21 protein-coding genes are annotated in these 23,925 nt (G+C 38.4%); 15 read left to right on the top strand and 6 right to left on the bottom strand.

Annotated features, from left to right (window positions below; genetic code table 11):
• The first annotated feature begins 44 nt into the window (after positions 1-44).
• On the top strand, positions 45-569 hold the full coding sequence (gene mreD, locus R9C00_26220) for a rod shape-determining protein MreD (protein WPO35195.1): 525 nt from the start codon (positions 45-47) through the stop codon (positions 567-569).
• A 146-nt stretch (positions 570-715) separates the two neighbouring features.
• Positions 716-1,222, top strand: a complete 507-nt coding sequence (locus R9C00_26215) for a hypothetical protein (protein WPO35194.1) — start codon at positions 716-718, stop codon at positions 1,220-1,222.
• A gap of 74 nt (positions 1,223-1,296) precedes the next feature.
• On the opposite strand, the gene R9C00_26210 is transcribed toward R9C00_26215, so the two are convergent.
• On the bottom strand, positions 1,297-2,547 hold the full coding sequence (locus R9C00_26210; protein WPO35193.1) for an ABC transporter permease: 1,251 nt from the start codon (positions 2,545-2,547) through the stop codon (positions 1,297-1,299).
• A gap of 259 nt (positions 2,548-2,806) precedes the next feature.
• Between R9C00_26210 and queA the strand changes: the two genes are divergently transcribed.
• The 3 genes from queA (at position 2,807) to R9C00_26195 (ending at position 7,122) form a co-directional block, all read left to right on the top strand.
• Entirely contained in the window at positions 2,807-3,853 is a 1,047-nt protein-coding gene (queA, locus tag R9C00_26205; GenBank protein WPO35192.1) for a tRNA preQ1(34) S-adenosylmethionine ribosyltransferase-isomerase QueA, read from the top strand.
• A 121-nt stretch (positions 3,854-3,974) separates the two neighbouring features.
• Complete coding sequence (recF, locus tag R9C00_26200; GenBank protein ID WPO35191.1) at positions 3,975-5,069, top strand: DNA replication and repair protein RecF; 1,095 nt, start codon at positions 3,975-3,977, stop codon at positions 5,067-5,069.
• 67 nt (positions 5,070-5,136) lie between these two features.
• Positions 5,137-7,122, top strand: a complete 1,986-nt coding sequence (locus R9C00_26195; GenBank protein WPO35190.1) for a heparinase II/III family protein — start codon at positions 5,137-5,139, stop codon at positions 7,120-7,122.
• A 78-nt stretch (positions 7,123-7,200) separates the two neighbouring features.
• On the opposite strand, the gene R9C00_26190 is transcribed toward R9C00_26195, so the two are convergent.
• Positions 7,201-8,448, bottom strand: coding sequence for a tetratricopeptide repeat protein (locus R9C00_26190; GenBank protein ID WPO35189.1), 1,248 nt, complete (start codon positions 8,446-8,448; stop codon positions 7,201-7,203).
• Positions 8,449-9,159: 711 nt separating this feature from the next.
• Between R9C00_26190 and serS the strand changes: the two genes are divergently transcribed.
• From serS to asnB, 4 genes are read left to right on the top strand one after another with little or no spacing between them, the layout of a single operon-like run.
• Complete coding sequence (serS, locus tag R9C00_26185) at positions 9,160-10,434, top strand: serine--tRNA ligase (protein WPO35188.1); 1,275 nt, start codon at positions 9,160-9,162, stop codon at positions 10,432-10,434.
• 13 nt (positions 10,435-10,447) lie between these two features.
• Positions 10,448-11,116, top strand: a complete 669-nt coding sequence (locus tag R9C00_26180) for a YggS family pyridoxal phosphate-dependent enzyme (GenBank protein WPO35187.1) — start codon at positions 10,448-10,450, stop codon at positions 11,114-11,116.
• A 5-nt stretch (positions 11,117-11,121) separates the two neighbouring features.
• Positions 11,122-11,598, top strand: coding sequence for a 2-C-methyl-D-erythritol 2,4-cyclodiphosphate synthase (gene ispF, locus R9C00_26175; protein ID WPO35186.1), 477 nt, complete (start codon positions 11,122-11,124; stop codon positions 11,596-11,598).
• Between the two features lie 22 nt (positions 11,599-11,620).
• Positions 11,621-13,513, top strand: a complete 1,893-nt coding sequence (gene asnB / locus R9C00_26170; GenBank protein ID WPO35185.1) for an asparagine synthase (glutamine-hydrolyzing) — start codon at positions 11,621-11,623, stop codon at positions 13,511-13,513.
• Here the strand turns inward: asnB and R9C00_26165 are convergent.
• Together R9C00_26165 and dtd are read right to left on the bottom strand one after the other, a co-directional pair.
• Positions 13,510-13,836, bottom strand: coding sequence for a nucleotide pyrophosphohydrolase (locus tag R9C00_26165; GenBank protein ID WPO35184.1), 327 nt, complete (start codon positions 13,834-13,836; stop codon positions 13,510-13,512). The genes asnB and R9C00_26165 overlap by 4 nt on opposite strands.
• Before the next feature lies 1 nt (position 13,837).
• Entirely contained in the window at positions 13,838-14,290 is a 453-nt protein-coding gene (dtd, locus tag R9C00_26160; GenBank protein WPO35183.1) for a D-aminoacyl-tRNA deacylase, read from the bottom strand.
• Between the two features lie 283 nt (positions 14,291-14,573).
• On the opposite strand from dtd, the gene fumC reads away from it, so the two are divergent.
• The 4 genes from fumC (at position 14,574) to R9C00_26140 (ending at position 18,623) form a co-directional block, all read left to right on the top strand.
• Positions 14,574-15,968 carry a class II fumarate hydratase gene (fumC, locus tag R9C00_26155; GenBank protein WPO35182.1) on the top strand — a complete coding sequence of 465 codons (1,395 nt, stop codon included), beginning with the start codon at positions 14,574-14,576 and terminating at the stop codon, positions 15,966-15,968.
• A 318-nt stretch (positions 15,969-16,286) separates the two neighbouring features.
• Positions 16,287-16,901 (top strand): SPOR domain-containing protein, encoded by a 615-nt coding sequence (locus tag R9C00_26150; GenBank protein ID WPO35181.1) that lies wholly within the window; start codon positions 16,287-16,289, stop codon positions 16,899-16,901.
• A gap of 388 nt (positions 16,902-17,289) precedes the next feature.
• On the top strand, positions 17,290-17,511 hold the full coding sequence (locus R9C00_26145) for a DUF2795 domain-containing protein (protein WPO35180.1): 222 nt from the start codon (positions 17,290-17,292) through the stop codon (positions 17,509-17,511).
• A gap of 134 nt (positions 17,512-17,645) precedes the next feature.
• Positions 17,646-18,623 carry a glycosyltransferase family 2 protein gene (locus tag R9C00_26140; protein ID WPO35179.1) on the top strand — a complete coding sequence of 326 codons (978 nt, stop codon included), beginning with the start codon at positions 17,646-17,648 and terminating at the stop codon, positions 18,621-18,623.
• On the opposite strand, the gene R9C00_26135 is transcribed toward R9C00_26140, so the two are convergent.
• Positions 18,609-19,580, bottom strand: coding sequence for a hypothetical protein (locus tag R9C00_26135; protein WPO35178.1), 972 nt, complete (start codon positions 19,578-19,580; stop codon positions 18,609-18,611). The two genes, R9C00_26140 and R9C00_26135, sit on opposite strands and share 15 nt — an antisense overlap.
• A gap of 308 nt (positions 19,581-19,888) precedes the next feature.
• On the opposite strand from R9C00_26135, the gene R9C00_26130 reads away from it, so the two are divergent.
• Positions 19,889-21,211 carry a DUF92 domain-containing protein gene (locus tag R9C00_26130; GenBank protein WPO35177.1) on the top strand — a complete coding sequence of 441 codons (1,323 nt, stop codon included), beginning with the start codon at positions 19,889-19,891 and terminating at the stop codon, positions 21,209-21,211.
• A gap of 42 nt (positions 21,212-21,253) precedes the next feature.
• On the opposite strand, the gene R9C00_26125 is transcribed toward R9C00_26130, so the two are convergent.
• Positions 21,254-22,639, bottom strand: coding sequence for a sodium-dependent transporter (locus R9C00_26125; protein ID WPO35176.1), 1,386 nt, complete (start codon positions 22,637-22,639; stop codon positions 21,254-21,256).
• Positions 22,640-23,062: 423 nt separating this feature from the next.
• Between R9C00_26125 and kduI the strand changes: the two genes are divergently transcribed.
• On the top strand, positions 23,063-23,896 hold the full coding sequence (gene kduI, locus R9C00_26120) for a 5-dehydro-4-deoxy-D-glucuronate isomerase (GenBank protein ID WPO35175.1): 834 nt from the start codon (positions 23,063-23,065) through the stop codon (positions 23,894-23,896).
• Positions 23,897-23,925: the final 29 nt, after the last annotated feature.

The raw sequence follows: 23,925 nt of genomic DNA, 5'->3' as shown, positions 1-23,925 counted from the left end.
TGAGTCGGTTATATTTGTTTTCAAAACAAAAATGAAGACTTGGCATGAGCAACAAAAAAATAATTCTTTTTACAATCAGCTTTTTCATTTATGTCCTTTTTCAAGTGATCTTCTTGAAAAATTTGGTAATGTTTAATGTTGCTTTTTGCTATTTGTATGTTGCGTTTTTATTGAGCCTTCCTATAGAAACCCCAAAAGTTTATTTGCTAGTCGCTGCGTTTGTACTCGGGCTTTCGGTCGATATTTTTTACGATACGCTGGGTATCCATGCAGCAGCCTGTACGCTGATAGCCTATCTACGTCCTTTTTGGATAAAGCTTTTGAAACCTAGGACAGATTACGAATCGGACTCGGAGCCAGCGGTGCGGGAGATGGGGCTTACTTGGTATATTTTATATGCTTTTCCGCTTTTGGTTATCCATCATTTGTTGTTTTTTATCATTGAGGCTAGTGGGCTGCAGCAGTTTTGGGATTTGCTGGCCAAGACTGTAGCTACTGCAGTATTTACCCTTTTTGTGATCGTCATTATCCAATACCTCTTTTATATGCAGCCCAAAAGGCGTTTTTAAGCTTATTGTGTATTCTCCAACTCTTCAAATTCCTGCTCAACGATTAAAATTCCTGTTCATTGGTTTTGGTTGTGCCATGTGGTGAAATCGCTGCAATTTAGCAGTGTTGATAGACTAAACGACACCATTAAAAACCGAAATAAATCATGAAACAGGTAAAAGTAATTTTAGTAGCGTTTTTGGCAATGATCACCCTAGTAGTTTCTGCTCAAGATCAATATTCACTTTCAGTAAAGTACTCTAATGTGGGTGTGGATAGTGCAATATTAAATGGAGTGATGACTTTAGGAGAAAATGAAGCGAACTTGGATTTGATAGCGTCATCTCCCACTTCATACCTTTATTATGGAAAGTATTTGATGGATAATCGTATTGATATTATGCTTGGGAATGGAAAAGTGTTAAAGAAAAGATATGATTGCTTGGCAAGAAATAGTGAAACTGGAGTTCGATATAATATTCAAGTAAACTTAACAGACGAAGAGCAGGTTGATATGGAGACTTACGGAGTGAAAAAAGTGCGTGTGGAATGGGGTGAGAGCTTTAAGTTATCACATACAAAACCTCGTTTTAAAGAAACATATAGGCTCGAAAAGATGGATAATCAACTAATGATGAGCATGAATGAATATAAATTAGAGCCGATCATGTAAGCAGTTTGGTTAACGAATAGAATTGGTAAAAAAGGCTTCCCTGTAGCTGGGGAAGCCTTTTGGATTTCATGATCTTATTTGGACCTGATGGCAATTACTGGATCCATTCGGGAGGCAGAAATAGCTGGGACAATTCCCGAAATGATGCCAATTATTAGCGAAATGGTGATCCCTACTACTATGTTCTTGAAATTGAGGGAGATGACAAATGTCTCGGTGGAAAATACCGAAATGGCATTGACCAACAACAAGCCAGCAACCCCTCCAAGGAAGCTCAGAAAAAGAGATTCGAAAAGAAACTGTAGGAGGATGAAGTAATTTTTTGCCCCTAAAGATTTTTGAATACCAATGAGGTTGGTTCGCTCTTTTACCGATACGAACATGATATTGGCAATTCCAAAACCTCCTACCAAAATGGAAAAACTACCGATGATCCAGCCTGCAGTGGTGAGTACGCCAATGATATTTCCCAAGAAATCGGCAAATACTTCGGGGCGGTTGAGGGCAAAAGAATCATTTTCTTTGGGTCTAATTCCTCTTACATTTCTCATCAACCCTCTTATTTCATTTTCCAGTTCAATAAGTCCTTCATCTTCTTCAAAGCCTTTCACGGCAATAGTAGGCTGAAGTCCTCTGCTTTTGGACGCATAAATTTTGGTCATACTGTTAAAAGGGATAATGCAGGTATCATCGTTACTTGGAGCATTCAGTAGATTGTCTCCTTGTTTTTTTAGCAAGCCAATTATCTGGAATTTGATCCCTTTTATCTTGATGGTTTTTCCAATGGCATTACCTCCCTGAAATAATTCTTGGGCTATGGTAGAGCCAATTACGGCGATATTTTTCCCTTTTGAAGATTCTTGGTTGGAAAAAAACCTCCCCTCAGAAATTTCAATTTCACCAACATTATTGTAATTGTGGCTAACTCCCATTACAGTTACATCGCCTATGCTGTTGCTTTTGTATTTGAGGTTTACGCCACCTTTGTTATCAAAAATGGCGGCTGCTTTTGCCCAGGTCATTCTTTTATCGAGGAACTCAAACTCCTTCATATTGGGGTTTGGGCGATTTACATATTCCCACCAAGGATAGTTGGGTCCAAACAGCCAGGGCCATTTTTCGATATATATCACTTCACTTCCCAAAAAAGATAAGCTCTTTTTTATACTGTTTTCCAAGGTATCCACCACGGTAAGTACCGATATGATGGCAAAGATGCCCACGGTAACGCCAAGTAGCGATAGCGTAGTTCGCAAGAGGTTTTCACGCAAAGCATTGAATGCAAAGCGGATACTTTCTAGAAATAATCGGATATATATGAACATTTTTCTTTAAGTTACACAGCTATTGAAAATAGGTAAGAACATCATTCAAACAGGGTATTTGTACGGATTTGTTTGAGGTTTTTGAAGGATTTATCCATAACTTTTTCATTGATAATGGATTAGTATGGAATATTCACTTGGTAAAATTAATATTATAACCTACAAATTATTAATTTTGCAGCCTATTTTGGATAAGCGGTTTTGTTTGTCCATAAATAGAGATGAAAGGTTAATAACATTACTGTTCAACCCACCCAAGATGAAATTATCAGCGTTTAAATTTGATTTACCCCCAGAATTAGTTGCTAAATATCCAACAGATAACCGAGATGAGTCTCGTTTGATGGTTATCCATAAAGATACTGGCAAGATAGAACATAAAGTATTTAAAGACATTGTAGATTACTTTGGAGAAGGTGATACTATGGTGATGAACGATACCAAGGTATTCCCTGCACGTCTTTATGGAAACAAAGAGAAAACGGGAGCGAAGATTGAAGTCTTCTTGTTGAGAGAATTAAACCAAGAGTCCCACTTGTGGGATGTATTGGTTGATCCTGCTCGTAAAATCCGTGTTGGAAACAAGTTATACTTTGGTGAAGGCGAGTTAGTTGCCGAGGTAATTGACAATACTACTTCAAGAGGAAGAACTATCCGCTTCTTGTTTGACGGAACAGATGAGGAGTTTTACAAAGCTGTAGATTCTTTAGGAGAAACGCCTCTTCCTAAAGATATAGAGCGTGCTGCTGAGCCTTCGGACAGAGAGCGTTTCCAAACAATTTTTGCTAAAAATAAAGGAGCGGTTGCAGCACCAACTGCAGGAATGCACTTTACCCAGCAGGTGACCAAAAGGATGGAAATCAAGGGTGTTGACATGGTTCCTATCACGTTGCACGTAGGTTTGGGTACGTTCCGAGAAGTAGACGTAGAAGATTTGACCAAGCACAAAATGGATTCAGAGAATTTCCAAGTACCACAGGCAACTGTAGACATGGTGAACAAAGCTTTGGAGAACAAAAAGAATGTATGTGCGATTGGTACTACAGCCATGAGAGCTCTTGAAACCTCGGTTTCGGCTTCTGAAAGGTTGAAGGAAAATGGAGGATGGACTGACAAGTTTATTTTCCCTCCTTACGAATTCAAAATATGTAAGTCGTTGGTGACTAACTTCCACAAGCCAATGTCTACCTTATTGATGATGGCCGCTGCATTTGGTGGTTATGATTTGATGATGGAGGCTTATCAGGTAGCGATAAAAGAAAAATATCGTTTCTTGAGCTATGGCGATGCGATGTTGGTGATTTAATATGTAATTTCGCCGAATAGGCATTTTTAATAGAAAAGCAGGGCTTGTGAAATCATAGTCCTGCTTTTTTTTGTTTACTGCGGATAAGCTCTATATTTTGAGCAGGAGCAAGAGGTTAAGCATGTTTTTAGAAGAAATTTATCTATATAATTTTAAGAATTACGAAGAACTAAAACTGAGTTTTTCAAAAGACATCAACTGTGTGGTGGGTCCTAATGGAGTGGGGAAAACCAACCTGCTTGATGCTATCCACTATTTATGCCTGACTAAAAGTGCCTTCCAGTCTGTAGAGCAGTTGAATATTAAGCATGAAGAGTATCTTTTTGTGGTGAGAGGAAATTTTATCAAGCAGGAGAATAAGACAGAGGTTCAATGTAGTTTTCAGCAGGGGAAAAAGAAGGTAGTAAAGGTTGACCGGAAAGAGCATGAGAAAATAAGTGAGCATATCGGCAGGTATCCGTGTGTGATGATTTCACCAGATGATATCGATTTGGTACGAGAAGGGAGTGAGTTTAGGAGAAGGTATTTCGATAGTATGATTTCTCAACTAGATCAGGTTTATATGCAAAATCTGATGCGGTATAATCACACTTTGAGGCAGCGAAATGCACTTTTGAAACAATTTTCTGAAACTCAGCGGGTTGATTTGGACTTGCTTGAGCCTTACGATCAGTTGCTGCTAGAAATGGGGAAACTTATTTTTGAGCGTAGGAAATTATTTTTAGAAGAGTTCACTAGTTGCTTCCAAGAGTTTTATAAAGATATAAGCGAAAGCCATGAAGAAGTAGGTTTGGTGTATCAGTCAGACTGGGGAAAAGGTGATTTTGAAGCGGTCTTTAAGAAAGCTTTGGACAGAGATGTTTTTTTACAAAGAACCTCAAAAGGAATACACAAAGATGATTTCGTATTTGAAATAGGCGAAGGGTATTCTCTTAAAAAATTTGGCTCGCAGGGGCAAAAAAAGTCATTTGTGATTGCTCTGAAGCTTTCCCAGTTTGAGGTTTCGAGGGAAGCGCATAAAGACCCGCCAATTCTATTGCTCGATGATATTTTTGACAAACTAGACGACCTGAGAATCTCCAAAATCCTCTCCATGATAGAAGCCCATCGTTTTGGGCAAATTTTCATTTCCGATGCCAGACCAGAAAGGTCTGCTCAATTGCTTGCATCTTTAGAAAAAGAAGTTGAATTTTATAGGGTTGAGGAATTTAAGTAGAGATAGCTCAAAAGCCTTCCTTTTTTGTACTTCATGAATTCCTTTAAGATTCTTAGCTCTAAAGAAAATGAAAAATATCACAACGCCAGCTTTGCAATTTACTTTTTCCATTTTACTCTTATTTTGGACAGGCAATTCTTTGTCTGCACAAGACGCACCACGTAATTTTTTGCAGACTTCGTGTGGGGCAGCTTGTTTAGAAACACAACTTATCCCCAAAGAAAAATGGACTCCATTTCCCAAGTATGGGGATCGGGATAGTTGGGAATCGCTTCCCGATAGCTTGAAGACTTTTTATATAAAAAAGGGAGAAGAGGCTCTTGGCTATACTTGGCCAGTGCTTTCTGCTACGCTAACACTTCAATTTGTAAGAGAATCAAATCGCTCAAAATACGAAGCGGAACATTTTGAACGGAGGGAGAAATTACGGGACTTGGTCATAGCCGAGGTGATAGAAGGGAAAGGAAGGTTTGTAGATGAGGTGATGAATGGCGTGTGGGCTATTTGTGAAGAAACGTATTGGGGAGTACCGGCGCATTTATTTCTTCAGAAAGATAGTTTTGGTTTGCCAAATATAGAAGAGCCAACGGTTGACCTGTTTGCAGCACAAACGGCAAGTACTCTTGCATGGACAGATTACTTGATAGGTGATAAACTAGATGAAGTATCTAAGCTTATCCGCCAAAGAATATATGTAGAAACCAATCGGAGAGTATTCACTCCTCTGTTGGAAAGAGATGACTTTTGGTGGATGGGGAACGGAGAGAAAGCGGTAAATAATTGGAACCCGTGGATATGTTCTAGCTGGCTTTCAGCTACCTTATTGCTTGAAAAAGATGAGAAAATGAGAATTCAGTCAGTTGCGAAGGCAACTGCTGTGCTAGATAAATTTTTAAATATTTACCCTGAAGATGGGGCTTGTGATGAAGGACCAAGTTACTGGGGAAGGGCTGCGGCTTCCGTATTCGATTGTTTGGAACTGCTTCACAGTGCAACGGATGGAAAGATTGATTTGTATAGCAATCAGTTAGTCAAGGATATGGGCGCTTATATTTATAAGGTACATGTCTCGGGAAATTACTTTGTGAATTTTGCTGATGCCCCAGCTCGATTTACTCCTTCTCATGATCTAGTTCATAGGTATGGCGAACGGATTGGTGATGCTCAAATGATTGCCTTTGGAGGGTATTTGGCAAGTAGTAATAACTCCTTCGTTGTCGATTGGAGTTTAGATAGAGTGTTGGCGGGTATTTTTAATAATGCTGATCTGCAGATGGCTAAGGAAAATGGATGGACTCCTTTTTTGAGAGATACTTGGTATCCAGATACACAAGTAATGGCAGCTCGCTCAGTGCCTGACTCTGACAAGGGGCTTTATTTGGCGGCAAAAGGAGGGCATAATGCAGAAAGCCACAATCATAATGATATAGGGCATTTTCTTGTGTATGTGAATGGAAACCCTATTTTGGTCGATGCTGGAAAAGGGACTTATACAGCTAAAACATTCAGCGATGAGCGTTATTCTATTTGGAATAATCAGTCGGCATATCATAATGTTCCTGTGATAAATGGGATGATGCAAAAGGATGGGCGAGAGTTTGCCGCAATAGATGTGAAATATAAAGCATCAAATAGCTATGCACGGTTTTCTTTGGATATGGCTAAGGCTTACCCAAAAGAAGCTGGAGTAGTTTCGTGGAAGAGGACTTTACAGCTGAATAGGCAAAAACGAAATATAACCTTGGTTGAAAAGTATAAGCTTACAAAATCAAACGGACAAACTTCTCAGGTATTTCTAACTCCTTGTGATGTGATTTTGAGTGAGCCAGGAGAAATTAGGTTGAGGGGCAGAGATAAAAATGACAAACCTTATAACTTGTTTATTATTTACGATTTTTCAAGGTTTAAAGTAAGTGTTGAAGAAAAAAAATTGGGAGAGGATGAACAAGATGGTGCAATCCAAAAAGTATGGGGGGATAAACTGAATAGAATAGTATTAGTAGATAAATCTACAGGTATGAGTGGTACTTGGAAGTTTTTAATTTCATTGTAGGGGATCATTAATAGCCAAAAAGCCCTGTGAGTATGTCCTCACAGGGCTTTTGCTCATCTTAACTATCGACTGCCTTTACTAGCTTTTCTTATTAGTATTGTTCTTTTCTTCAGTTTCAACCTCTTCATAGAGCATGGTTGAAACTGACTTATATGGTCCGTATTGAGCTCTTTTTAAGCAATTTTTAGCCATTTTAAAATCTTTTACATCCCAATAAGCAAGACCTAAGGCAAAGTAGAATTTTGAAGAAGATTCTACATCAAGACCTGGTGTATTTGCTACATTGTCTAAAGTTACAAGAGCTTGCTTGAAATCTTTTAGGTGATATTGAGCAATTCCCTTAATGAACAAAACTTGGTAGTTTTTAGGCTCGGACTTGAGGTAAGTTTCAGCTGAACTAATAGCTTCTTGATACAACCCGTTGTCAAGCTGTATTTGAGCCATATTTTTATAGATATTAGCGAGGTTTTTAGGGTCTGACTCTACAGAAGCTGCTTTTTTTAATTCATCAAGTGCAACATTTTGGTTTGCCTCTTTCTTTGAAATATTTGATAAGAAAACGTATGCTTGAGAGAAGTTTGGTTGCATTTTAAGTGCTGTGTGGAGCATTTCCTTACTTTTTTCAAAGTGGTTGATTCTCATATAGCAAATAGCAGCTGTAGTATAAAATTTGGGGCTAAGCTTGGCTATAAGAGATTTGTACGGACCAAAGTTAGCGTATTTAAATGCCTCTGAAGACTTTTCGTACTCACCTAGTTTATTATAAGCATATCCTAACTCGTAGTAGAAACGAGCGACTTTTTTAGGGTCTTTTACAGGTATTGCATTCGTAGCGGTAACCATAGCTTGCTTGGCAGCTTCGTAGTTACCTTTGCTGTTATGGATAGATGCTTCATAATATAGAATGTTCAAAGAATTTGGGTTTAAAGCTTTAGCATCATTGATATGCCTCAACGCTTTTTCAAAGTTCTTTTGATCAAAAAGCATTTTGATAATGCTTTCTTTATAAGCCATCCTTTTTTTGTCATTCATTTCAAATTTGAATGCTAAATCGAGACTTTCTTCTACTTTGACAAACCTTTCCAATGCTTGGTAAGACTTTGCCATCATGGTATAAGCGGGAACAAAATCACTTTTAAGCTTTGATGTTTCTTCAAAAGCCATAACAGCATTGTCATAATCCTTTAAGGTGAAGTAGCACATGCCTTTAGAGAATGGAAAACGAGGGTTTTCTGGCTGTAAAGCAATAGCACGCTCATATTCATCTATAGCAGCGATGAAATTGTTGCTTTTTCTGAGGTTTTCAGCCCTTGCAAAAATTTGCATAGCATCATCCTGTGCGGAAAGACTTCCGATGCAAGACCACAACGAGACGATTAATATAAATCTGAAAGCTATATTCATACGATCAGTCGATTGTTAATTTTAAGTTTATTACGTAGTTCTCCTATCAGGATAGCTCCAGTCTATTTCTTAACGTGATAGGGGGGGTAAAATTTTGCTTGTAGTATGTGTATCTTCCAGTTGCAAATTTTATTCCATCAAAATGCAAGAAGTAAGCAGCAAGTCTATATGGTCTTAATAGAAAGTTGATATACATATTGTTTTGGTCTTGTAGAACGACCTATGCCCCCTTTGTTCTCATTTTTCTGAAACTACTGCTCTCTATTCTAACCCTATGATATGAGAGTTTCGTCTGGCAAAAGAAATATTTTATCGAATTTGGGGGTGTTTGTCAGTTTTTTTCTGGGGTATGTGGTTTTTTCATCGATTTAGCAGAAAAAAACTTTGCAAAGTTTTCAAAATCTGGAATTTTTTCTAGAGTTGCTCCACTTTGGGAGTATAGCATTAGGCTGTAAATTTTTGATTTCCAAATTTTTGAATACGGTGACCTATTTGAAGTTATACATGGTATGATATTTTTTGTTTAATAGCTTGCTTTAGTCATTTTGGGTAAAGAAAAGTTTTTGGAAAGAGTTGAAAGCTAAAGCTCTTTTGTTTGAGTATATTTGTGCAACATCTAAAAATCACCATATTATGTTACAAGTTTCTTTCATAAAAGAGAATAAAGAAAAAGTAATCAAAGGCTTAGAAAAAAAGTTTTTCCCCAAGGCTAGTGAGACGGTAGAAGAAGTTTTGGCTACAGATGAGGAAAGAAGATCTTTGCAAGTGCAGAGAGATCAAGTCCTTGCTGAGTCCAATAAGATATCAAAGCAGATAGGTGCGATGATGAAGGCGGGGAATAAAGAAGAAGCTGAAAAAGCTAAGGCAGAGGCTGCTAGAATGCGAAATGAATCGAAAGAGATAAGCGAAAAGGTAACCATTACGGAAGAGAAGCTGACAAAATTACTCTATCAGATTCCTAATATCCCCCATGAAAGCGTGCCAGAAGGCAGAACTGCAGAAGACAATGAAATAGTTTTGGAAGGAGGTGAGAAAGTCGAATTGGACGACATGGCTCTTCCACATTGGGAATTGATTTCCAAATATGACATTATAGACTTTGATTTAGGTAATAAGGTAACAGGTGCAGGATTTCCCTTTTATAAAGGAAAAGGGGCTCGGTTGCAAAGGGCTTTGAAAAACTTTTTCTTAGACGAAGCAATGGATGCCGGCTATACCGAAGTACAACCGCCAATAGTGGTGAACGAAGCATCGGCGTTGGGTACGGGGCAGTTGCCTGATAAAGAAGGTCAGATGTATAAAATAGAAAATCACGATTATTATTTGATCCCTACAGCCGAAGTACCTCTAACCAATATCTATAGAGATGAAATTGTAAGGAAAGAAGATTTACCTATCAAATTGGCAGGGTTTACCCCGTGTTTTAGGAGAGAAGCAGGTTCTTGGGGGGCTGATGTAAGAGGCTTGAACAGATTACACCAATTTGACAAGGTAGAAATCATTCAAGTTACCACTCCAGAGGCTTCTTACGATACCCTGATTGTGATGAGAAACCACATAGAAGGTTTGTTGAACAAATTAGAGCTTCCTTACCGAATATTGAACCTATGTGGAGGTGATATTAGTTTCAATGCAGCATTGTGTTTCGATATGGAAGTATATTCTGCTGCGCAAAAAAGGTGGTTAGAAGTGAGTTCTGTAAGTAACTTTGAGACTTTCCAAGCTAACCGTTTGAAGTTGAGATACCGAGATGAAGACAATAAGCCGCGCTTAGCGCATACCTTGAATGGTAGTGCTTTGGCCTTGCCTCGTATTCTTGCAGCTATTTTAGAAAACAATCAGACAGCAGAAGGCATTAAAATACCTAAGGTTTTACAACCATATTGTGGGTTTGATGTGATTTCCTAAAATTTGAAAGAACGTGGAGTTAGTTAAGAATTTAGAAAAAATAAATCAAGAACTTTCTGGAGCAGGTTGTAGATTGGTGGCGGTAAGCAAAACTAAGCCTGTTTCCATGCTGCAGGAAGCTTATGATGCAGGGGTGAGGATTTTTGGTGAAAACCGGGTGCAAGAGTTGGTGGCCAAAAATGAGGAATTGCCCCAGGATATCGAATGGCACATGATTGGTCATTTGCAAACCAATAAGGTAAAGCAAATTGCTAGTTTCGTGAACATGATTCATTCCGTAGAGAGTTTTAAACTTCTTGAAGAAATAAATAAAAGAGCAGCCCAGCACGACCGGGTAGTCAATTGCTTACTGCAAATACATATAGCGCAGGAAGAGAGTAAATTTGGCTTGGATGAAAAAGGACTATTAGAGATTTTACAAAATGAAAAACTAGCTTCTTTGGAAAATATTTGTGTGAAAGGTCTGATGGGAATGGCAACTTTTACACAAGACAAAGAACAGGTTAGGAGTGAGTTTAAGTCATTAAAACAACTTTTTGATAGAGTAGCTACTCTGGAACTTCCTTCAAATGTAGATTTAAAGGAGGTTTCGATGGGTATGAGTGGCGACTACAAAATTGCCATTGAGGAAGGTAGCACTTTGGTCAGAGTTGGGAGTTTAATTTTTGGAAGTAGATCATAAAAACCATGAAAATACGAATTGGGCAAGGGTACGATGTCCACAGATTGGTCGAAGGAGCGGATTTTTGGTTGGGAGGCATCCTTGTCCCTCATACCCATGGAGCTATTGGTCATTCAGATGCAGATGTGCTAATCCATACTATTTGCGATGCCCTTCTTGGGGCTGCTAATATGCGAGATATCGGCTTTCATTTTTCCGACCAAGATTCTAAATATAAAGGCATCGATAGCAAAATTCTTCTGAAGGATGTGATGAAGCTTATAAGAGATAAGGGCTATGAAATTGGGAATGTAGATGCTACTATTTGCCTTCAAGCTCCTAAGGTAAATCCGCATATTCCTGCTATGAAAAAATGCCTTGCCGAGGTGATGGAAATTGAAGAAGAAGATATATCGATAAAGGCAACTACTACTGAAAAACTTGGATTTGTTGGAGAAAAAGAAGGCGTAGCAGCATTTGCCGTAGCGCTCATTACAAAATAATAATCATTCCAAACGGCTCTCTATGTGCGGCTTTACAGGTGTATACGCTTTTAATGAATTAGGCAGAATATTTACTATCAATACTCATAATTCAAATGAGAAATTGGCTCATCGTGGTCCTGATGCTGCTATGCTTTTTTCTGAAGGAAAAGTGAGTTTGGGACATAGGAGGTTATCTATTTTAGATTTGTCTTCCGATGGAAACCAGCCTATGAGCGATCCTACTGGCAGGTATACCATTGCTTTCAACGGAGAGATTTATAATTTTCAGGAACTTCGAGGAAAGTTACAGCAAGCTGGGATTTCCTTTAAAAGCCAAACGGATACGGAAGTATTGCTCCAATTGTATATCCGAGATGGGGAAAAGTGCTTGAATCAATTGAATGGCTTTTTTACTTTTGCCATTTTTGACCAAGAAGAAAATAGTATTTTCATTGCGAGAGATAGGTTCGGGATCAAACCTTTAGTTTATTACCTCGATGAAGACAAGTTGCTTTTTGCTTCTGAACTAAATGCACTGAAAGCATATAATCTCGATCTTCAATTAGATCATACATCTCTTTATCAATACCTCCAACTCAATTATATTCCCGCTCCCAACACTATCTACAAAAATACTTTCAAACTGATGCCTGGGCATTTTATGAAAGTAAAGGGCCGGGAAATAGAGATAAAAAACTGGTACGAGATTCCAGAAACTACGGATTATTCTTCAGCATTGAGTTATGATAATGCCAAGTCCAAATTGATAGATCTTTTGGATGATGCAGTGCAGAAAAGAATGATCTCAGATGTGCCGCTTGGAGCTTTTTTGAGTGGGGGAATTGATTCTTCGGTAATTGTTGCCTTGGCTTCCCAGCATACTTCATTGCTCAATACCTTTTCAGTAGGTTTCAGCAATGAGCCTTTGTTTGACGAAACTGCCTATGCCGAAAAAGTAGCTAATAAATACAAAACGAATCATACGGTTTTCAACCTCACCAACGATGATTTTTTCCAGCATATCACCGATCTGCTAGACTTCTACGGTGAGCCGTTTGCCGATTCTTCGGCTATTCCTGTGTACATTCTTTCTAAATATACAAGACAAAAAGTGACTGTAGCCCTTTCGGGAGATGGCGCAGATGAGATTTTTGCAGGATACCATAAGCATTTTGGAGAGTTTAAAGCTCGGGAAAATGCCTTGCCGGCTCAGTTGCTCAAAGCAATGAACCCAATTTTGGGAGTTTTGCCTAAAAGCCGAAATACGGCTATGGGGAATAAAATTAGGCAATTCCACCGTTTTTCTGAAGGGATGAAACTATCTCCAAGTGAGCGCTATTGGTTTTTGTGTTCGTGGAATGCAGAGCAAAGTGTAAGAGGAATGCTTAACCAAGAAGTACTGGCAGAGGTAGATTCGGAAGCCTACTCAATCAGGAAAGCTGAAATTTTGAAGGGGATAAATGGAAAGGATTTCAATGAATTTTTAAGGGCAGATATGCGGATGACGTTGCCCAACGATATGCTTCATAAAGTTGATTCAATGTCCATGGCGCAGAGCTTAGAAGTTCGAGTTCCATTCCTCGACCATAGGTTGGTGGAGTTTGCCTTCGGCTTACCTGCTTCTTACAAGATAAGGCCGAATATGAAAAAGGTTTTATTGCAAGATGCTGCCCGCCACTTATTGCCTGAAGAATTATACAATCGACCAAAAAGAGGCTTTGAAGTTCCTTTGGCAAAAGGCTTCAAAAGAGAGCTAAGAAGTTGGATAGAAAATGAGTGTTTGAACGATAGTTTTGTGAAGGAGCAAAAAATCTTTGATCCTTCCTATATCAAAAACTTAAAACACACAATTTTCAACACAACAAATTTTGATCAAAACAGTGTTTGGACAATTTTAGCATTTCAGCATTGGTGGAGAAATAATGCTTTTTAAGAAAGTTTTGGGTTGTTTTTGTGCCTTTCCGAATCTCTGTTTGTTTTTTTATCTAGGTTTTTCCTAAGGGCTTCGGTAAGGTCGATTCCTGTTTGATTAGCTAAGCAGATAAGTACGAAAAGCACATCTGCCATTTCATCTCCCAAGTCAACTTCTTCATCGGACTTTTTAAACGACTGCTCCCCATATTTTCTGGACATAATTCGGGCGACCTCTCCAACCTCTTCCATTAAAATGGCAGTGTTTGTAAGCTCATTGAAGTATCTAACTCCAGTCGTATTAATCCATTCATCCACTATTTTTTGAGCTTCTTCTATCGTCATATTACTTTTTGTTTTTTGTATCAATATCGATGGTGACAGGACCGTCATTTACAAGGGCTACTTGCATGTAGGCACCAAACTCTCCTGTTTCTATTTCTTTCCCTATTTTGCCCTCCAGTGCTTTTATCATTTTTTCATATAAGGGAATGGCAATGTCAGGTTTGGCAGCGGAGTTATACCCAGGTCTATTTCCTTTTTTTGTACTGGCATGGAGTGTAAACTGGCTGATGAGCAAAATATCGCCGCTAACGTCCAAAAGAGATTTATTCATCACGCCATTCTCATCATCAAAAATTCTGAGGTTTACTATTTTTCCACTGAGCCACTCTATGTCCTCATCACCATCGTCTTGCCCAACTCCCAACAAAACCATTAACCCTTGGGCTATTTCTCCTTTTATTTCACCTTCTATAGTTACTGAAGCTGAACTTACTTTCTGAATAATCGCGATCATGGATAGTTGTTGTTTTTTATTAAACGAGCTGAGTTGAATTTAAAAATAGTTCTTGGAAATGGTCTTTTAGACTTTTGCAAAATTACAATTTAAAAGCTGTGGGTAAAATGAAATGGAGAAGATTGATTGTCAAGCATTTTAAGAGGAAAATCAAGATTGGAATATTCTTTTATGATTGTTCTCAAGATTTTCAAAAAAAAAGCTGTAACTTTTTAATTAGGTTGTTTCTTCCTCTAAATTTGTCTCGATAGACCAATTTTTTTCACTTAATCGAACTTATCCAATGGAGTATAGGATTGAAAAAGATACAATGGGCGAGGTAAAAGTACCTGCCGACAAATATTGGGCAGCCCAAACCCAACGTTCTTTGCAAAATTTTAAAATTGGTGGAAACCAAATGCCGAAAGAAATTATCGATGCATTTGCTATTTTGAAAAAAGCCGCCGCTCTAACAAATAATGAATTGGGTGTTTTGCCCAAAGAGAATGCAGAAGTAATTGCCAAAGTTTGTGATGAGATTTCAGCAGGGGAGTTAGATGACCAGTTTCCTTTGGTAGTTTGGCAAACGGGCTCAGGCACGCAGTCAAATATGAACGTAAACGAAGTGGTAGCCAATAGGGCTCATGTTTTACTAGGAGGAGCTCTTACTGATGATAAGAAAAAAATTCATCCAAATGATGATGTGAACAAATCTCAGTCATCAAACGATACGTTTCCTACAGCAATGAGCATTGCTATCTACAAATATGTAGTAGAAACAGCTCTTCCTAAAGTTGAAAAACTTCAGGCAACTCTTGACGCAAAAGCAAAAGCATTTGCCAATGTAGTGAAGATTGGTAGAACTCACTTTATGGATGCTACTCCTCTTACTCTAGGAATGGAGTTTAGTGGATATGCAGCGCAGCTTGCTTATGGTATTGAAGCAGTAAAGGCAACACTTCCTCACCTTGCCGAATTGGCACTTGGAGGTACAGCAGTTGGAACTGGTCTTAACACACCAAAAGGATATTCTGAGTTGGTTGCTAAAAAGATAGCTGACCTTACAGGTTTACCTTTTATAACTGCCCCGAATAAATTTGAAGCATTGGCAGCACACGATGCTGTGGTTGGAACTTCAGGAGCATTGAAGCAATTGGCTGTAAGCCTTATGAAAGTTGCGAATGATGTAAGAATGCTTTCTTCAGGACCAAGGTCAGGAATTGGAGAGATCAAGATTCCTGAAAACGAGCCAGGTTCTTCGATTATGCCAGGTAAAGTAAATCCAACCCAGTGCGAAGCAATGACAATGGTTTGTGCTCAAGTGATGGGATTAGACGTAGCAGTTTCAATTGGCGGATCAAATGGACACTTTGAATTGAATGTTTTCAAACCGTTGATGGCATTTAATGTGTTGACTTCAGCCAGATTGCTAGGCGACGCATGTGAGTCGTTCAACGATAATTGTGCAATAGGTATTGAGCCAAACGATAAGGCGATAAAAGAACACTTAGAGAATTCTTTAATGTTGGTAACTGCGCTTAACACGCACATTGGCTATGACAACGCAGCTAAGATTGCAAAGAAAGCTCATAAAGAAGGTACCACATTGAGGCAAGCGGCTCTAGATTTGGGACTACTTACCAACGAACAATTTGACGAATGGGTTGTTCCATCGAAAATGATTGGTAGTTTGGACTAAAAAATCAAGATTTGCTCCGAGTGGCATGAGCTGCTCGGAGTTTTTGCCCGATTCTTGACAAGTGTTTTTCGTTGTTTTAAATACTTAGAAACATCTTTTTTGTTAGGAGTACAACAAGATCGATATAATTGATATGAGATTTAGAAACTTTTGAAAACAGGGGGATTGACCTAAAATTAGGCTGGTTTCGTCTAAAATCAAGCAATATTATTTCATATCAAATGTTAATCAACATATATTTATAGTGCAATTTAATCTTATATAAGAAACATCGCTCTCTTACAAATAGAACTTTCGAATAAGTAAAAATTAAAAATTATGAAAAATACAGCTTTTGCAATAATGCTACTAGCAGGATTGGCAATGTGTTTTAACGTGTCAGCTCAAAGCAAGAAAGACCAAAAGAAAGACGCCAAAAAGTGGAAGAAGAAAATGAAGTCGATGGATCCGCTTAAGTTCAGGGATATGTATGAAGAATACAACTCTTTGAAAGCAGAAAACTCAGCATTGAGGAGAAACCTTGAAAAGGCACAAGAATCAAATAATGAAAGAGATGCATTGGCATCTTCTAAAGATCAACAGTTGGCAGAACTTGAGCAGAAATTGAAAGATGTTCAGGCTGACTGTGGAAAGAATGTAACTGCGGGAGGAGATGATTATACCAAAGGTATTGTATATAAAGTACAGATTGGTGCTTTTAGAAACAAAGAGCTAAGTCAGTTCCAAAATAAAGGTAAGTTTTGGGAAGAAGATGGTGATGGCATGAAAAAATATACGATCGGTTATTTTAGAGATTACTGGGAAGCCGATTCTTTCAAAAAATACATAAGAGAAATGGGTGTGAAAGATGCTTGGATTGTTGCTTATGAAGACAACGAAAGAAAAGACATCAAAGAAGTATTGGGAAGTGCCGAAGGTGCTAATGTTGAATAAACCTTTTGTTCTCAACCAACTTGAAAAAATTGAAAGCAACACATTCGTGTTGCTTTTTTTTATGACTTTAGTTTATTGGTATTTTTCTTGTAAAAAAACTCAATAAAAAGTTTGGTTTGTAACATTTGGAGTTAAGTCACGTTCTCGAATCAAAAGGTTTGATTTACAGATGGTTGAAGAGTTTGTTTTGTCTAAAAAAAGTGTTTCTTTGCACTTTCTCTGAAAAAAAGAGAAAAAAAAGAACCTTTTTTGGAAACTAAGGTTTGAAATTGAAAATATAATTGCTATTAATGGAAAACCACAAAACTAAATTACATATTGTGGTTTTCGATCTGTTATCATTGATTATTAATAAGTCTTATTTTAAGGAATTAACTAAATTAAAATTATGTATTGGACTCTGGAATTAGCTTCTTATTTAGAAGATGCCCCATGGCCAGCAACTAAGGATGAGTTGATAGATTATTCAATTCGTACTGGGGCGCCAATGGAATGTGTAGAAAACCTTCAAGAGCTTGAGGATGATGGTCAACCTTACGAGAACATCGAAGAGATTTGGCCTGATTACCCAACTAAAGAAGACTTTTTCTTCAACGAGGATGAATACTAGCCTTTTTTGGTAGTATTTACTACAGTAATAAGCTTTCTAGCAAGCTTGCTTTATGGAAATCATAAGGCTTAAAAAATATATAAACCGGTCTCTTATAAGAAGACCGGTTTTTTGTTTCAACCGGAACCCAATTTATGTCCCATCAAACAACTCCTTTAGTTTCTGTAATTTGCCTTACTTACAATAAGTCGACCTATGTGGAGGAAACGCTTACTTCAGTTGTAGAGCAAACATATCAGAATATTGAATTGATAATCGTAGACGATGCAAGTAAGGATAATACGGCAGCTATGTTAAAGGCTTTTAAGGATGAATCTCCCTTTGCAGAGTTAATCTTACTTGATAAAAATGTTGGGATGTGCGCTGCTTTTAACTTGGGGTTAAAGAGGTGTAAGGGGAAATATGTAATAGATCTTGCGGGTGATGATGTCTTAGTTCCCAACAGGATAGAGAAGCAGGTCGCAGCTTTGGAGCAAGCGGGCAAAAGTTATGGGGTGGCTTTCTCAGATGCGTGGATTATAAATGGGAAATCTGAAGCGAAGGGTACATTTTATCCAAGAAATAGTGATGGACAGCTTAAAAAGCTTATTCCCCAAGGTGATCTATATAAATACTTGATTGGCCTGCAGCTCATTAGTAGTCCCACTATGATGATGCGGAAAAGTATGCTGGTGGAAATGGGCGGATATGATGAAACATTGAGTTACGAAGATTATGATTTTTGGATAAGATCATCCCGAAAGTATAAATACCTATTTCAAGATGAAATGCTTACAAAAAAGAGAGTTGCTGATGGGTCTAGCAGCACAGGATGGTTTATAAGGAAAAATAATGCTTTCTTAAAATCAACCCTAAGAATTTGCCAAAAGGCTTTTACCCTTAATGAAAGCAAAGAAGAGGATCATTGCTTGGCAGTTTCGGTTCGGTATCACCTTAGGCAGGCAGTCTTCATGGAATGCTTTTTTTTAGCGAAAGGCTACGCTGGGTTACTCAAAAAATTAGATAGGCTTAAGCTTGGTGATAAGTTTTTTATTTCACTGGCAGTTGCCCATATATCGCTAAATAGACCTTACCAAGGTTATTTAAAACTCAAAAAGTTATTCCTCGCTTAGGAAAAGCCCTGCCAATCGAATATAGCGTTCTGAATAATCTGGGTCGATTATCATTCCTGCATGCTCGTCCCCATCAAAAAGCTGGAGTTCTATATTTGGCTGATCAAGTAATTTAGAGAGTAATATATCGGTAGGAGTCTCTTCATCTCCAATATTTTGCATGATTAGGTAGCCTTTGTTCAGGTTGCTGAGTAAGATGGAAATATCCATTTTTTCTAAATAATCATCTACTTTCTTATTATAAAGCCAAAGCCCCAAGTTTCTATTGATAATGGAAAAATCATTTCCCTTTCTCTTCAATGTTTCACGTGCAGCTGAAATTGGGCTATCGAGAATAACCTTATCCACAGTAATATTAGCATGATTAAGTCGGAAGAGTGACTCTCTTTTTCTTACAGCAAGAGCTGAAGCCATTGCTCCTTCTGCCACCCCATAAAGTACAAAATCATTAATCTGAAACTTTTGGTTGATCAGCATCATGGATGAAGTAATATCATCTGACATGTGATACCCCATAAAGGTCGGGGCTGCTTTGGAATTTCCCGCATTTCTGAGATCTGGAATAAATATGCAGAACTCGTCTTGAAGTTCAAATTCGGTAATTATTTTGAGGTACTTGAGCATTTCAAGACGGTTTTTTCCTGCGCTGTGTGCAAAGATCAAACACTTGTTGGGCATAGCCGAATCAGGCTTTATAAACCAGCCACTCAATTGCAAATTATCCGATACACTTGAAAACTGAAGCTCTACTACATTTTTGAACCCATAGTCGATTGGAGATTTATTTGAGGCAAGACCATATACTTTCTTCAAACTATCACTTTCATAGACTTGCTCAAGGCTGACCAAGGGCTTTTCTGAAAAGTAGTTCACAAATTTAGCTGCTCCTGAGTATAGCCACAGGGAAATAGCAGATATTGTTATGAAACCAATGATGATTATTAATTTTTTATTCATCAGGTTAGGTAATGTTAGGCTTGATTATATTGAGTTATCCTGCGTTTGTAATATTTGATTTTCCATGGATACACCATCAAATATGACTCGTTGAGTTAACCCAATATTGATTGTTAAATAAATGGAAAGCATATTAAGTGCTTGGCGATTTTTATACCAACGCCAAATTTCATGAAAGTAATTTCAGAAAAGTAGGAATTAATTTTGATTTTTAGAGATGGTTAAAAAAAGAAGTTTTCTTTTTAGGATTAAGCTTTGCTAAGTATTGTCCTTTTATAGGTAAGCACATCTTTATTTCTTCAACTACTATGGAAAAGCTAGGCAAACGAAAGTTCGTGCATGTAAGTATGATTAGCTTTGGGTTGTTGGTTGGGCGGGTTTCCCCCCTTGCCATTTCCCTCACGTGCTTATCTGCACTTTTATTTAATGTATTTCTTCTTCCCAAGCTCACCAAAAAATCTCTAGAAAAGCAAGAAGATTTACAAAAAGGTTATTCTATAGGAATTATAGCCTATCCAGCTGTTTTATTCTGTATTTCCCTCTTGTTTTTTTCTCAGCAAATATACTTGGTGATAGGCTGGGGAGCTTTGGCTTTTGGTGATGCCGCAGCCTTTTACGGAAGGAGTATTTGGTCAAAACCGCTGCCTTGGAACATGAAAAAAACATGGGGAGGGATTTTGCTTTTTATCATTAGTTCTTCTCTACTTTCCTCGTTGTTTCTTTTGCTTCTCCCAAGTGATGCGCTCTTAACTATTGATTTTACTTGTTGGGTGCAAGTTATTATTCTTTCCTCTATAGTTGCTGCTATTGCCGAAACACTGGAAGGGTTTGTTGATGATAATATTGTTGTGCCCTTGGTCGCCTCCGTTTTTGCTTATTTCTTCATAAAGGTTTTTATGGTGGGTTCTTTTGTACTTCCATCAAATTTGTCTTGGGGCTTGGGCGCGGTATTTCTTTTTGTTTTGCTGAGCTGGGCTTCTAAGAAAATAGATATTTCAGGTGCAATTGTAGGAGGAATAATCGCCTTCTTGATTTTTTTAGGAGGAGGGTTTGAAATTCTAAGCTTGCTGCTTTTGTTTTTTGTGCTGGGTTCTGGGGCTACTTTCATCAAAAAGAAAGAAAAATACAAAAATGGGTTAGCAGAAAAAAATCAGGGAAAAAGAGGAGTGCCAAATGCTTTGGCGAATGGGGGAGTAGCAGCAATGTGTGGTGGGCTAGCTTGGGTATTTCCCCAAGGGCAAGAACTCTTTTTAGCCATGCTTGCGGCTAGTTTGGCTTCTGCTACTGCCGATACGTTTTCCTCGGAGCTTGGGAATGCCTATGGGAAGAGGTTTGTGGATATTATCAGTTGGAAAGAAGGCAGGAAAGGTGATGATGGAGTAGTGAGTTTTGAAGGGACGCTTTTGGGAGGTATTGGAGCAGGAATAATGGCACTGGTTTATTTGCTTGCCTCAGGTCAGGTTTTGCTTGCCGCATACGTGTTTTTGGCAGGGCTAGTTGGAAATTATATCGACTCGGTATTGGGGGCTACATTACAGAGAAATGGCTATATGAATAACCATACGGTTAACTTTATGAATACGCTTTCCGCAGTTTTATTTATTTGGTGGCTACAAAAAACGCTCATGTGATTCACACATGAGCGCCTTAATATCAGAGAACATTCTTTTCTGTTAGAAAATATGCACATTTCCAAATTTTTGTAGCACTGTAACTACGAAAATAATGCCTAAGGCTATTGGGCAAAGAACTGTAAGAGAGAAGTTGATAAACTTTTCTATGTTAGACCCTACATAACCGCTATTTCCGTGAGCAATCTCTTCAGAAAGATTTTTGGTTTTAAGCTTATATGCCACAAATATGGACAGTAAGAATCCTCCAAGAGGGAGGGATACATCTAGGAAAACGTGTGAGATGAAGTCCAAGAAGGTTTGGCTTTTTCCTTCATAGAAAAGGAAGTTAGTCAATCCGTCAACCGCTCCTTGCGAGAGCATGCTCAGAAGCCCTATAGAGAATACTACTGCTGCAAGACCTGCAACAACCAATTTTCGTGGCCATTTTTTCTGATCTACAAAATAGGCTACTGGCACTTCTAAAAGAGAAATGGTAGAAGTAAGTGCAGCCATACAAAGTAATAGGAAGAAACCGCCACCTATAACGCGTCCAGCTATTGGCCCTATTTGTTGGAAAACGCCTGGTAATACTACGAATACCAATCCAGGGCCTTCTGTAGGGTCTTGACCTTGTGAAAATACCAATGGGAAAATAAGCAAACCTGCCAAAAATGCTACTAATACATCGGCTACAGTAACAATGGCTGCTGCCGAAATTATATTTTCGTTTTTACTTATATAAGAACCGTAGGTGATAAGAGCGCCCATACCTAGCGACAGGGAGAAAAAGGCTTGCCCAAATGCTGAATAGATGGTTTTGGCATTAACTAAACTAAAATCTGGCTTGAGGTAGAAAGCTAGCCCATCCATCGCATTGTCTAAGGTCATTGCATAAATGATCAGCCCGAAAAGGATGATGAACAAGAAAGGCATTAAGATTTTTGCTGCTAGTTCAATTCCTTGCTTCACACCACCAATTACAATAATAGCGGTGAGAACCATAAATACGAACGAATAAACAAGGTTATCAGAGTAATCGGCAACGTAGCCTCCAAAGAAAGAGCCGAAATCGCCTTGAGCGAGAAGGTCGCCAAACCCGATCTGGATGAAGTAACCAAAAGCCCATCCCGCAACCACATTATAAAAAGAGAGGATCATGATTCCGCACAAGATGCCCAGCAGGCCTACTACCGACCAGCGCTTGCCTCCCAATAGCTTATAAGCTCCATATGGGTTTGCTTTGGCTTTTCTACCAACGGCTATTTCGCCTACCATTATAGGAAATCCTATCAAAAAAGTACAGCAGATGTAGATGAGCAAAAACGCTGCTCCACCGTTTTCACCTGTGATATAGGGGAATGCCCAAATGTTTCCCAATCCAACTGCAGAACCTGATGCGGCTGCCACGAACCCTAACCTGCTTGAAAAGCCTGATCTTAATGCCATAAGTAATTTTTAAGTTTATACCCCGAGGGTAAAATTTATCCTGAATATAGTTTTAGTTGTTGTTATGCCTTTATAAGCTAATTGCAAAGGCGTCAAAAATACAATTTTATAAGGGAATTATCATGTTTGGTGTAGGCACTTTGCTGATTCATGTGTATCTGATTGCCTTTGAGGATGGCGTAATTGCTCTTTTTCTCAAACCAAATCGAATGAAAACCTCTCCACTTCTTTCTGGCTGGTAAGCTGGGCAAAAATATAGTTTATTTGGCAATCTTCTGAAGTTCAGAAAATTAATTTTTCCAACCACAAACGTTTGCAGAGAAAATAGCTACTGATTCCTGCTAGGTATTCCCATTAGCTTATGTATTTTTGAGATAATACGAAATAATTATACCCAAAAAACCTATAACATAATAATTGAAAATGGAACTTAGATACGCAGCACACCCAGAGGATGCCAAGTCTTATACTACCGAAAGGCTGAGAAAGGACTTTTTGATAGAAAATGTCCTTACTGAAGGAGAAGTAACAGGAGTTTACTCACTCTATGACCGAATGATGACGATAGGAGCGAAGCCTACCGACACACCACTAGAAATGCCTGCATGTGAAGAATTCACCAAAGCAGAATATTTCCTTGAAAGAAGGGAAATGGGAATTCTTAATGTAGGAGAAAGCGGAACAGTAACTGTAGATGGTGAAGTTTTTACACTAGCTAATAAAGACTGTCTTTACATAGGAAAAGGAAAGAAATCAGTTGTATTTGCCAGTGATGATGCAGTTGCTCCAGCAGAATTCTTTATTTGTTCTACACCTGCCCACAAAGAATATCCTACAGCAAAGGCTAGTCAAGCAGAAGCAAACCCTGTAGAACTAGGTGCTCCTGCAACAAGCAATGAGCGTACGATTTTCCAATATATCCACGAGAATGGTATCAAAAGTTGCCAATTGGTAATGGGCTTCACCGCTCTCAAACCAGGAAGTATTTGGAATACATTTCCCCCGCATACGCATAACCGTAGGATGGAAATTTATTTTTATTTCGACTTGGCAGAAAACCAAGCTGTGATGCACTTCATGGGCGAACCAACAGAAACTCGCCACTTAGTAATGAAAAACAAGCAAGCAGTAATTTCCCCCGAATGGTCTATCCACTCAGGTGCGGGAACAGCAGCTTACAGCTTTATTTGGGCAATGGGTGGTGAAAACCAAACATTCACAGATATGGATCCTGCTGGAACTGACGTGTTGAAATAATTTTTTTAACTTAATTAAATAAAAAAGAA

The sequence above is a fragment of the Flammeovirgaceae bacterium SG7u.111 genome (assembly GCA_034044135.1).
In the GTDB taxonomy this organism is placed as follows: domain Bacteria; phylum Bacteroidota; class Bacteroidia; order Cytophagales; family Flammeovirgaceae.
Note: the sequence above shows the minus strand (reverse complement) of the source record. Positions and strands in the feature narration are given on the sequence as shown.